The organism is Paraburkholderia sp. SIMBA_054 (assembly GCF_046534875.1).
GTDB classification, from domain to species: domain Bacteria; phylum Pseudomonadota; class Gammaproteobacteria; order Burkholderiales; family Burkholderiaceae; genus Paraburkholderia; species Paraburkholderia hospita.
Window position 1 is genome coordinate 174,354 of the sequence record NZ_JAWRXV010000019.1, and the last position, 11,732, is coordinate 186,085.

10 protein-coding genes are annotated in these 11,732 nt (G+C 61.9%); 6 read left to right on the plus strand and 4 right to left on the minus strand.

The window, feature by feature from the left end; all coding sequences use genetic code 11:
* Positions 1 to 188: 188 nt before the first annotated feature.
* Positions 189 to 1,103: a LysR family transcriptional regulator gene (locus SB822_RS23745; protein ID WP_090837521.1), complete on the minus strand. Its 915-nt coding sequence runs from the start codon at positions 1,101 to 1,103 to the stop codon at positions 189 to 191.
* Positions 1,104 to 1,323: 220 nt separating this feature from the next.
* Between SB822_RS23745 and SB822_RS23750 the strand changes: the two genes are divergently transcribed.
* From SB822_RS23750 to SB822_RS23770, 5 genes are all read left to right on the plus strand, one after another.
* Complete coding sequence (locus tag SB822_RS23750) at positions 1,324 to 1,647, plus strand: DUF4148 domain-containing protein (RefSeq protein WP_086910038.1); 324 nt, start codon at positions 1,324 to 1,326, stop codon at positions 1,645 to 1,647.
* A gap of 44 nt (positions 1,648 to 1,691) precedes the next feature.
* Positions 1,692 to 3,005, plus strand: coding sequence for a serine hydrolase domain-containing protein (locus SB822_RS23755; RefSeq protein WP_090837523.1), 1,314 nt, complete (start codon positions 1,692 to 1,694; stop codon positions 3,003 to 3,005).
* Between the two features lie 63 nt (positions 3,006 to 3,068).
* Entirely contained in the window at positions 3,069 to 3,935 is an 867-nt protein-coding gene (locus tag SB822_RS23760; protein ID WP_079499604.1) for an NmrA family NAD(P)-binding protein, read from the plus strand.
* A 79-nt stretch (positions 3,936 to 4,014) separates the two neighbouring features.
* Complete coding sequence (locus SB822_RS23765; protein WP_090837525.1) at positions 4,015 to 5,034, plus strand: aldo/keto reductase; 1,020 nt, start codon at positions 4,015 to 4,017, stop codon at positions 5,032 to 5,034.
* 153 nt (positions 5,035 to 5,187) lie between these two features.
* The gene (locus SB822_RS23770; RefSeq protein WP_086919025.1) at positions 5,188 to 5,877 is read left to right on the plus strand and encodes an SDR family NAD(P)-dependent oxidoreductase; all 690 of its coding nucleotides are present in this window, start codon (positions 5,188 to 5,190) and stop codon (positions 5,875 to 5,877) included.
* A gap of 193 nt (positions 5,878 to 6,070) precedes the next feature.
* On the opposite strand, the gene oxlT is transcribed toward SB822_RS23770, so the two are convergent.
* The 3 genes from oxlT to SB822_RS23785 form a co-directional block, all read right to left on the minus strand.
* A complete protein-coding gene (oxlT, locus tag SB822_RS23775) occupies positions 6,071 to 7,369 on the minus strand; it encodes an oxalate/formate MFS antiporter (RefSeq protein ID WP_090837528.1) in 1,299 nt (432 codons plus the stop codon).
* Positions 7,370 to 7,479: 110 nt separating this feature from the next.
* Complete coding sequence (locus SB822_RS23780) at positions 7,480 to 9,054, minus strand: gamma-glutamyltransferase family protein (protein ID WP_090837530.1); 1,575 nt, start codon at positions 9,052 to 9,054, stop codon at positions 7,480 to 7,482.
* A 278-nt stretch (positions 9,055 to 9,332) separates the two neighbouring features.
* Positions 9,333 to 10,073 carry a GntR family transcriptional regulator gene (locus SB822_RS23785; protein ID WP_086910045.1) on the minus strand — a complete coding sequence of 247 codons (741 nt, stop codon included), beginning with the start codon at positions 10,071 to 10,073 and terminating at the stop codon, positions 9,333 to 9,335.
* Between the two features lie 1,055 nt (positions 10,074 to 11,128).
* On the opposite strand from SB822_RS23785, the gene SB822_RS23790 reads away from it, so the two are divergent.
* Positions 11,129 to 11,503 carry a winged helix-turn-helix transcriptional regulator gene (locus SB822_RS23790; RefSeq protein ID WP_242681879.1) on the plus strand — a complete coding sequence of 125 codons (375 nt, stop codon included), beginning with the start codon at positions 11,129 to 11,131 and terminating at the stop codon, positions 11,501 to 11,503.
* Positions 11,504 to 11,732 lie beyond the last annotated feature (229 nt).

The window sequence follows — 11,732 nt, forward strand, 5'->3', positions numbered from 1 at the left end:
TTCACAGAAACGGCCGGAAAGCTGCCATTGATAATTTCAACGTCCTCACAGCCACATGTTGTCCGTACCGGCGCTATCGGCAAGAAGTTGACGTTCGTGGTCTGATCATGAAAGACCGCTAACGAAGGTTAGCCGGTCGATTGATGTCGCCTCACCAGTTCGCCGCAGCACCAGCTCGCGCCAACGCACTAGTTATTGCTCGTCAACTCGACAACGAAGTCGAGAAAAGCTCTCGTCTTTGCCGGCACGTGATGCCGTGATGGGTAGTAGGCGTACAACGGATACCGCTCGTCCGCCCAATCGGGAAAGAGATTGATCAATCGGCCTTCAGCAATCAGATGCTCGGCCCCGAGAAGAAGCATCTGCGCAATTCCGGAACCGGCGAGGCATGCGTTGAGCAGCGCGCCGGGATCGTTGACCGTGAGGCGCCCCTGGGTGTCAACCGCAATGCGTTTGCGCTTGCGATGGAATTCCCAAGGGAATGGCTTGCCCGTCTCCGGGTTACGAAATTCCAGGCATCGGTGGTGTCGGCTTTCAAGGTCTGCCGGTTTTTCCGGGCGTCCCCAACGAGCGACGTACGATGGTGCAGCGACCGTAACAACGCCGCTATCGAGCAGCTTTCGCGCGATCAGCGTGGATGCTTTGGGTTTGCCGAATCGCACGGCGAGGTCGAAGCCGTCCATGACGAGATCGCCAAGATTGTCTCGCGCGATGAACTCGATTTCGAGGTCGGGGTGCGCGTCCATGAACGCGTCGAGCTGTTGCCCGAGAATGGTCCGGTAGAAGACGGGATCCAGATTGATTCTCAGCTTTCCGCGCACAGCCGACACACCACCGGCCGCGGCAGCGGCTGCTTCCTCCAGCCCGGCGAGGTGGGGCATGACCTGCTCGTAAAAACGGCGGCCCTCTTCCGTCAGGGAGACGGAGCGCGTCGTTCGGTTGAAGAGCCGGATCTTCAACCTCTCTTCCAGCCTTGCGATCGCCCGACTGACGCCAGGTGGCGACATGCCTATCACTTCGGAAGCAGCCGCAAATGTGCCTGCATCGACTACGGCGGCAAACACGCTAATGCCGCCGGACAGTTTCTCACTACTGGATCTCATGGTCGCGCGGGTTAAACGGTTGATTGATCGCAGGCGATCAACTGAAGCCAACGGAGCAACGCCGCACCGGTCAGCGATGCTCAATGCCGATGCCATCATGCCTCATTAGTGACTTGCCGTCACTTATCTAGTGCCATCCATGCCATTTTGTTTCGACCGGTGTTTCCGCAGAATGCACCTCACCGAGACATTTCGCCTCGCCCAAAGAAAGGAGATTGCCATGAACAGCCGCCTTCTCATCGTCGCCGTCGCGGCCGCCATTAGTCTGCCTGTAGCGGCACACGCACAGACCGACGTGTCCGGCGTGACGCGCGAGCAAGTGCGCGAAGAACTCGAGCAACTGGTGCGTGCCGGTTATCAACCTGGTCGAAACAATCCGCATTACCCGGACGACCTGCTGGCTGCCCAGGCGCGGATTCGCGCGGTTGCCGGTGCCGATCCGTATGCCGTCAACGCCGTGGGAGGAGCGACAGATGGTCGGTCCACTTCGGGGAGTCGCGTCGGTGCGAATGGGTCGCAGAACGCGTTGTTCGCGCATCGCTAAGCCACCGTGATGCCACGATCTATTCATTCGGAGAGGAACGGAAAATGACAGTTCGTCTGAATCGTCGTCGCCTCCTCACGGGGGCGTCGAGCGTGCTGGCCGTTGCGACGCTTGGCGGGTTCGCAAGCCGGAATGCGCAGGCAGCACCGCGACGTGCGCCGGGAGACGCAGCGCTGGTCCATCACCCTGCCTACACGTCGATTGATCAATGCCTGCAACGGGCGGTCGACGACGGCACGGTAGCCAGTGTCGTCGCTATGGGTGCGACGGAACGCGGACTCGTATATGAGGGAGCGCGTGGCCAGACGAATCTCCGCACCGGCGAGGCCATCAGCCCTGACACGATCTTCTGGCTTCTGTCGATGACAAAGGCGATTACCGCAACCGCGTGCATGCAGCTCGTCGAACAGGGCAGGCTGCGGCTGGATCAGCCGGCGGGCGAGATACTGCCGCAGCTAAAGTCGCCCCAGATCCTCGACGGGTTCGACACGTCAGGACAGCCGAAGCTGCGTCCTGCGCGCAATACGATCACGGTGCGTCATCTACTGACGCATACCTCCGGTTTTACATACAGCATCTGGAGCGACAGGCTCAGTCAGTACGAGAAGGTGACGGGGATGCCCGACATCGGCTACTCGATGAACGGCGCATTCGCGGCGCCGCTAGAGTTCGAGCCCGGCGAACGCTGGGAGTACGGCATCGGCATGGACTGGGTGGGCAAGCTGGTGGAGGCCGTGACCGACCAGTCGCTGGAGGTCTACTTCCGCGAGCACATCTTCGAGCCGCTGGGCATGCGCAACACGGGCTTCCTCATCGGCAATGCGCAGAAGCAGCGCGTCGCGACCCTGCACAGACGTCAGGCGGACGGCTCTCTGGTGCCCGAGCCGTTCGAGATTAACCAGCGTCCCGAATTCTTCATGGGCGGTGGTGGACTGTTCAGCACGCCGCGCGACTACATGGCGTTCCTGCAGATGCTGTTGAACGGCGGCACGTATCGCGGCGAGCGCGTTCTGCGCGCCGACACCGTCGCAATGATGTTCCGCAATCACATCGGCGACCTGCAGGTCGCAGAAATGAAGACGGCGCAACCGTCATGGTCGAACAGCTTCGATCAGTTTCCGGGCGCCGCGCACAAGTGGGGGCTGTCGTTTGACATCAATACACAGCCCGGACCACACGGGCGCAGCGCGGGCAGCGTGAGCTGGGCCGGGCTGCTGAACACTTACTTCTGGGTGGATCCGGTCAAGCGCGTGGCCGGATCGCTTTTTACGCAGATGCTGCCCTTCTACGATGCCCGGGTCGTCAATCTCTACGGGCAGTTCGAGTGGGCGTTTTACGACGGTTTGCGTCGCGGCTGAGCGATCGGCCGCCGGCACATCGGCGCCGCATCGCCCTACTTATCCACACATGGAGAATGAGCAATGTATGCAATCACGGGAATCACCGGCAAGGTCGGCGGCGCGCTGGCCCGCCGGCTTCTGGCGGCAGGTGAGCCGGTACGTGCGGTCGTGCGCGACATCGCACGGGCAGCTTCGTGGGCGGAGCGCGGCTGCGAACTCGCAGCGGCCCGCATGGAAGACGCCTCGTCGCTCGCCGCCGCGTTCGATGGCGCAACGGGCGTTTTCATCCTGCCTCCTTCAGAGTTCGATCCGGCGCCGGACTTTCCCGAAGCGCGCGCGGTGATCGACGCCGTATCCACGGCACTTCTGAAGGCGCGGCCCAAAAAAGTGGTTTGCCTGTCAACGATCGGCGCTCAGGCTAGTGAAAGCAATCTGCTCACTCAACGCACGCTGATGGAGCAGGCACTGCGCGACATGCCGATGCCGGTGACGTTCCTGCGGCCTGGCTGGTTCATGGAGAACGCTGCATGGGATATCGCGTCTGCGCGTGACGAAGGTGTTATCGCGAGTTACCTGCAGCCGCTCGACCACCCCGTGCCGATGGTCGCCACCGCCGACGTAGGCCGCGTTGCGGCCGAACTGCTCCGGCAAACATGGAGCGGCGTGCGCATCGTCGAACTCGAGGGCCCGCGCCGCGTGAGCCCCAACGACCTGGCGTCGGCCTTTGCCCGCGTGCTCGAGCGCCCCGTACGCGCCGAGATTGTCGACAGACAGACCTGGGAAGCGCTGTTCCGTTCGCAGGGCATGGAGCATCCGCTGCCACGGATGCGGATGCTGGATGGATTCAACCAAGGTTGGATCGATTTCGAGAGTCATCCCGACGAAGTCATCTGCGGCCAGGTCGAACTGGAGACGGTACTGGGCGAGATGGTGTCGCGACCGATCTGACCGGGCCGCCTGGGCGACGAGGGCAGCCGCGCGTCGCCCGGCCATTGCATCACCTTGCCATTTTCACAAGGAATTCACGATGGAATACAGCACGCTTGGTAGAACCGGCCTGCGCGTCTCAAGGCTGAGCCTGGGCGCAATGACCTTCGGCGCCGGCTCGGGAATTTGGGGCGACATTGCCGGACTGGACAGCGATCAGGCCACCCGGCTGGTCGCGATGGCCGTGGAGCGCGGCGTCAACATGATCGACACGGCAGACGCCTACTCGCAGGGCCGTTCCGAAGAAGTAGTGGGACAGGTGCTAAACGCACTGGGGCTGGACGAAAGTCGAATGCTCGTCGCGACCAAGGTCCGACTGCGCACGGGCCCCGGCCACAACGAAGTGGGGTTGGGCCGCTCGCACATCATGCGCTCGGTTGAAACAAGCCTGAAGCGAATCGGTCGCGATCACATCGACCTGTTCCAGTTGCATGACCGCGACGCGCTTGTTCCACTCGACGAGACGCTTCGTGTTCTGGATGACCTCGTTACGCAGGGCAAGGTCCGCCACATCGGCGTGTGCAATTTTAGCGCGGCGGATCTTGAGCGAACCTTCGCCATAACGTCCCGCACCGATCGCGTGCATGTCGCAAGCAATCAGGTGCACTACTCGCTGACGAGCCGTGACATCGAGCACGAAATCATGCCTGTTGCAGCGACAAACAAAATGGGCCTTCTGGTCTGGAGCCCGCTCGCAGGCGGCTACCTGAGCGGCAAGTACGCTCAGAACGGCGAAGGTGCTGGGCGCCGTACGAAGCTCGACTTTCCTCCGGTTGACAGAGCCAGGGCCGAGCCGATCCTCGCAGTATTGCGTGAAGTCGCTGGCGAACTGGCGGCGATCCCAGCTCAGGTTACGCTGGCATGGATACTCGCGCGTGCGCCGATCACATCGGTAATCGTCGGAGCCCGTACACCCGAGCAGCTCGCGGCCAACCTCGATGCGCAGAATCTCCGCCTGACCTCTGAACAGCTCGCGCGCCTCGATGAAGTCTCCGCGACACCATTGCCATTCCCTCACTGGATGCAACGCTTCCATGACCGGGATCGCGTCGCCGGATGATTGGCAGGGCGTCGGGAACTTTGCGTGCGCGAGGCCTGTTGTCTTGCATAAATCATTCGCAAGCCAGCTCGACGAGAGTTCGGCACGCACTCGAAGGCCATATTCAATGACGTCAGAGCAACGTCGCCGTACCGGTAGATAGGAGAGTTTGAGATGACTACGAAGAAGACAGTCCTGGTGGTAGGCGCATCCCGAGGCCTGGGTTTGGCCCTTGCTGAAGAATACTGTGGAAGAGGTTGGCAGGTGATCGCAACTTCGCGCGGTCAGTCCTTCGGCCTGAAGCAGCTTCAGGAGCGTTATCCGGAAACGCTCGAAATCGAAACGGTCGACGTGGTTGACCTCAGATCTGTCAAGGCACTTCATTCTCGCCTTGAGGATCGTAAGCTCGATGTGCTCTTCGTCAACGCAGGGATCTGTAAGGCGAACGAGCTCACGCCGGTCGAGGTTGAGGAGAAGGACTTTCTCGACATGATGCTGACGAACGCGCTGAGCCCCATGCGGATCATCGAGGTATTCCATGACTCTGTGGTTGAGAACGGTGTGATCGCTGTTATGTCGTCGGAAATCGGCAGTATCGGCAATTGCCTCGGGTTCTGGGAGCTATACAGCTCCAGCAAGGCAGCGCTTAACATGCTTATGGCGGCGTTCGCTGCGCGCAATAAGGAGGACACGCGCGCTCTGTTGCTTGTGGCGCCGGGATGGGTTCGCACTGAGATGGGTGGACCTGAGGCGGAGCTCGAGATCTCGGACAGCATCCCGCTGGTGGTTGACATGGTGGAGCGCAACGCAGGCAAGCCGGGTCTTCGCTTTACCGATCGCCACGGCCAGATCCTCCCCTGGTAATTCCTCTACATTGAGCAGCCTGCGTAGGGCCTGTTGTCTTCGAGAGGTCTGTCGCCGTGTAGGGCAGCAAACGATCGATAGGGGGCGTTTGGACTCCGCGGGTGATCAAATCGTCGTTTCTGCCTTATAGCTGTGATATGGCAGCCTTCTGATTCATCACACTCGAAGCCCGCGCAGCCATGCAGATGTTGGGTCAGATGATGGCCCGGCCCGCCTGGCCGGCCCGCGCCGCGTTCAGAAAGCGCGCCCGCGCGGGCTTGAGAACCAGCATTGCGAGCAGCGCCGTGGCGATGTCCAGCACGATCGCGGTTGAAAACACGGGAATCCAGCTGCCGGTGTGCTGGTGGAGCAGCGCGGCAAGCGGGCCGCCGAAGATCGAGCCAATGCCGAAAGAGATGTACAGCCAGCCGTAGTTGGCCGTCGCGTAGCGCGTACCGAAGGTGTCGGTCAAGGTCGACGGAAACAGCGAGAAGATCTCGCCCCATCCGAAGAACACCACGCCCGACAGCAACACGAACAACGTCGCGTTGTCCCGCGTGAGCAGCCACAACGCCATCGCAATGCCTTCGAGTGCAAAGGCGAAGCCCATCGTCTGCTCGCGGCCGAATCGGTCCGATACCCAACCGAACAGCGGTCGCGTGAGCCCGTTGGTGAAGCGGTCGATGGTAAGCGCGAGGGGCAGCGCCGCCAGGCCGAACACGAGCACCTTGCTCACGCCAAAGTCAGCGGCGAATGACGCCATCTGCGACGTCACCATCAGGCCCGACGTCGCCATCATCGTCATCATCGCGAACATCAGCCAGAAGAGCGGAGCACGAAGCATCTGGGCGGGGCGCCAGTCGCGCACGGTGTCCTCCTGCGCGTGCTCCTGCAGCTCGCTCGCCGATTGTTCGGTGGGCGCCCGCAGCCCTTGCGATGCGGCGAAGCCGACCACGGCGAAGATAAGCCCATAAAGCGCGAGCGTGTCGTCGATGCCATGCGCGGCCAGCGACGCCGAAACGGGAAATGTCGTCACGATTGCGCCCATGCCATAGCCCGCCGCCGCCACCCCCGCCGCAAACCCACGTCGATGCGGGAACCACCGTACCATCAGCCCGACTACGCCCACGTAGACGATGCCCGTACCGAGCCCGCCCACGCCGCCATATGTGAGGTAGAGCGCAAGCGTGCTGTCCGCGTGCGCGGCCAACATCCAGCTCGCGCCGGCCAGCAGCGTTCCGATCGAGATCAGCAAGCGCGGGCCGAAGCGGTCGATCAACGCACCCTGGAACGGTGAGCAGAACGCCTGCAGCAGCACCAGAATCGAGAAGGTCACCTGCAACTCCGGCAGCGCTATGCCCAGCTTGGTCATCAGCGGCTTGGTCATCAGCGTCCAGACGTACTGCGGACTCGAAATCGACATCATGCACACGAGGCCGAGCGCAAGCTGCGTCCAGCGGCGGCGCGCCGACGCGCGCATCGGCAGCACTGCGGCTGCGTTGAGGGTGTTCATACGTCTTTTCTCCGGATCAGAGTGAAGTACTCGCGCACGCGCCGCGACGGCCGGATGGACCGCCGCACCGCATACGGATTAGCAAGGAATGCGAATTAATGTGGCGCGATTTACCAGCTCGCGACGGCGCCATCGCTGCGCGGATCGCTGCCGCCTTCGAAGCCGCCATGTGCGTGACGCACGATCGCGCCCGCGTGGCCCATTGCTTCGTCATAAGCGCCCAGCGCTTCGACTTCGTGGCCGAACGCACGCAGCGTGTCGAATGTCGCGGCGGCAAAGCGCGCTTCGAGCTTGAGCGTGTCGGTGGCGGCGCCCCACGTGCGCCCGAGAAGCCAGCGCGGCGCGTCGATGGCGGCCTGTGGGTTCCAGCCGAACTGCGCGATGCGTGAGAACACGGCGCTCTGCGATTGCGGTTGACCGTCGCCGCCCATGTTCCCGTAGACCATCACGCGGCCGTCGTCGAAGCGGGCGAGCGCGGGATTGAGGGTGTGGAACGGACGACGCAGCGGCATCAGCGGATTGCGTGCACGTGCATCGAGCGAAAAACTGCAGCCGCGGTTTTGCCAGTTGATGCCTGAGGTCGGTAGCACCACGCCGCTGCCGAACTCGTGATAGATGCTCTGGATAAAGCTCACGGCGAGGCCGTTGCCGTCGACCACTCCCATCCAGACCGTGTCGGCTGGGCCGAGGCCATTGCCCCAGGGCGCAGCGGCGCCGGGCGTGACGCGCGCGGCGAGTTCGTCGAGCGCGGCGGGCGTGAGAAACGCCTGCGGATCGACGTTCATGTAGTCGGGATCGGTAATGTGACGGTCGCGCACGGCGAACGCGAGCTTGGTCGCCTCGACGCACGCGTGCACGTATTCAGGGCCGAGCGGGTCCATGCCACGCTCGAGAAGCCGGTCGAGCAGGCCAATGATCATCAGCGAGACGAGACCCTGAGTCGGCGGCGGCATGTTGTAGACCGTGCCCAGGGAATGCGCGAGCGCGAGCGGCGTGCGCACGCGCGCTTCGTGGCGGGTGAGGTCGCTGGCTGCGACGGGACTGCCGAGTGCCTGCAGGTCGGCTGCGATGGAGGCGGCGAGATCGCCTTCGTAGAAGTCGCGCAGGCCGGCGCGCGCGAGCTGTTCGAGCGTGGCCGCCAGACGCGGTTGTTTGAAGAGCGTGCCCGTTGGCGGCGTCTCGTGCGTGGCAACGTCGAGGAAGGTCTGCGCGAATCCGGGCACGTGTTCGAGTTCGCCGCGCTTTTGCGACGTGCACAGCGACTGACTGCGCGTCACTGGAATGCCGTGGCGGGCATAGTGGATGGCGTCGTCGAACAGGCGCGCAAGCGGCAGACGACCGCCACCCTGCTCACACGACCATTGATGCGCGCGCTCCCATCCCGAGACCGTGCCTGCAACCGTGTTAGCGGCCAGCGCGCCACGAGACGGAATCGCGTCGAGGCCGCGCTCACGATAGGCTTCGATCGACGCCGCGGCGGCCGCCGCGCCGCATGCCTCGATGCCGACTGGCGTGTGCCCCGGCGTAGAAATCAGCCAGAACCCATCGCCGCCGATGCTGTTCATATGGGGATAGACGACTGCGATGGTCGCGGCGGCGGAGATCATCGCCTCAACGGCGTTGCCGCCTTCGCGCAACACAGCTAGCGCGCTTTGCGACGCGAGCGCGTGGGGCGCAACGGCCATGCCACGTACGCCACGAATAGGGTTCAAGTTTGTCGACAACATCAGACTCGCTGCGTATGCGCGCTTCCTTGGTGCTGAAGCGCGCGGGTTGCTTGTATACGTGCTTGTCGACAACAGCTAGAATCGTGCCAGATTTCTTCAGGATGTGGACGTGCAACGCGCGAGCCTTATGCGGCGGCGCCTTGCAGCAAACGCGGAATGAGGAAGGTGAGGGCTGCGATCTGAGTGTGACGCGGTACGGCTACGCGTTCGAGGTGCTGCGGTGGGGCGCTGTGACCTTATTTAGTGCGCGCGCTCTGAAGGCGGTGCAGTGTGAGCTTGCGCACTTCGGCCTGGCTGCCGCGAATATGCTGCTCGATGCATGCAAGTGCCGTGGCGGCGTCGCCGGTGCGGATGGCGTCGAGAATCGCGCCATGTTCCTGGTAGGTCTCGTCGAGACAATCGCCGTGCACGAGATCTAGCCAGCGCACCACGCGGATGCGGCCCGTCACGCGCTCTAGCGCCGCCGCTAGCTCATCGTTGCCGGTCGCCGCGACGAGAGCATAGTGAAACGCCTCGTCCAGTTCTGCAACCTTGCGGCCATCGCGTTCGCGCGCGGCGGCGGGCACTTTCCAGATCTCGCCAAGTTCGTCGACCAGACGGCGCACCGCCTCGCCGAGCGGCGCCACGCAAAGCTTGCGGACCGCAAATGTTTCGATCAGCTCGCGCATTTCGTAGAGATCGTCGAAGCGCTTGAAGTCGATCGGCACGACTTCCCAGCCACCACGTACGTAGCCTTGCATCAGTCCGTCGCTTTGCAGGCGCTGCAGCGCTTCACGCGCGGGCGTGCGCGACACGCTGAAGCGTTCGGCGACGGTGCCCTCGGTGAGCCGTTCGCCGGGAAGCAGGCGCAGTTCGAAGATATCGTCGCGCAGTTGAAGGTAGACGGCGTCCGCGCGCGAGAGGCCGCGGACGGCGCCGACAGGCGCAGCGCCCGCCGGTGGGCGAATAGCGAATCGGGAAGTGTTGAGGTCGTTCATAGTGGGTGAGAATACCAACAATCAACTCGGCAGCGAAGTACCACCTCTCCCGGAGCGCCTTCCTCGCTTACCCGTCACACCTGGCGCGCTTTCGGGGCGCTGACGAATTGATACTCGTGTGACGAACACCTTTTACGTCGGACGTTGATTTTGAACGAAGGAAGAACTGCCGTTCAATGTGCCGCGTTGTCCGGGATGGATGCATTCTGCCGCGCGAGATACTCCCGCTTCATACGCGCGACCTGCAATGCATAGATCGGATCGATATTCCGATATACGGTTCTGTCACAACACTTGGGTCGTTTTGCTGTGCTTTGATCAACGCCTGGTAGACTTCATTGCGGGTTTTTCCCTGAGCAAACGCACTCGAAGATGCAAGGCACGCAATCGAAATGGCGACCACGGCGGATTTTTTCATTTCGGACTATTTAGTAACTGTGTGAGTGTTGCGCGATACGCATTGTGTAGACAGCTGCATCGTCGCCCTGATAATGGGTGTTGCTTAAGAAAGCTCACGGCTCAAGGAGCGTCAGGGAAGAAGCCACGCTGGAGTCCGGAACCATTGCGATGCTCAAGCCAATGCGCCGGCGTTTGCGCGCTGCGCTAGTTCCTTCACGCGGGATCTGAGACCTGCGATGGACGTGGCGTCATATGTTTTCGCGCGTGTTCGGCGTAAGACGCCCTATAAGTTTTATTGGTTTCCGCGAGGAAAGTATGGCACCGTCAGGTGCCTTCTAGCACTTCTGGAATGTAATTGAAATAATTCTGTTGTATATGTACTCGCTTGCCGTCTTTGGTTAGCGCATCGCCTATGATGTACCGAGTTGACCTTGACGGGGCCCGGTCGCGGCGGCGCTGCGCCGGAAAGGGCGACCAGGAGCAAGCGCACTGTCGTAGCGCTTGCTTCTGATCTTCAATGAACAGGATGCGCTTGCGTCGCGTGCGGGCTCGATTACTCACATGAAGGCGCCTTCTGGTTCCTATACTTCCCCATGGAAATAAATGACTTTGACGGACATGTCGCCCATGACGATGTTCAGACAAAAACGGATGAGTTGGCCCGCAACATCATCGAGCAGATTGCAGATAAGTGGACGATCCTCGTGATCGACGCGCTTGGCACGCACGGCGTGATGCGTTTTTCGCGGTTGCGCGACCATATCGGCAATGTCAGCCAGAAGATGCTGACTAAAACGCTACGCCAGTTGGAGCGCGACGGGCTGGTGTCGCGTCACGTTCATCCTGTGATACCGCCGCGCGTCGACTATCGGCTAACGCCGCTCGGACGCTCGTTGCTCGACAAGGTTTGCGGCATCTGGGACTGGGTAGAAGCGCATATGGCGGAAATGGACACGGCGCGACACCGATTCGACTCTCGGGAAAAGCCGAGTTGCGGAACGGAGCCACTAGCGCGCGTCATCGCAGATTGAGCGCGGCCTGAACGACGTCCGATAAAAATAACAAAAGCGTAGTCAGCCGGTCAGGGGGGGTCTGTCATAGATTTTGTGTTCAGGGCATAGCATGTACCTCAAGGAGCATGTATGCCACGCAAACCCAAGACGACTACCGAAGCGCAGACAGCGTTACCGTCCATTCCGAAGGAACTGATCGATCAGTTCGTGAAGGGACCCATGACCGCCGAAGCGGTGCACGCCGCTT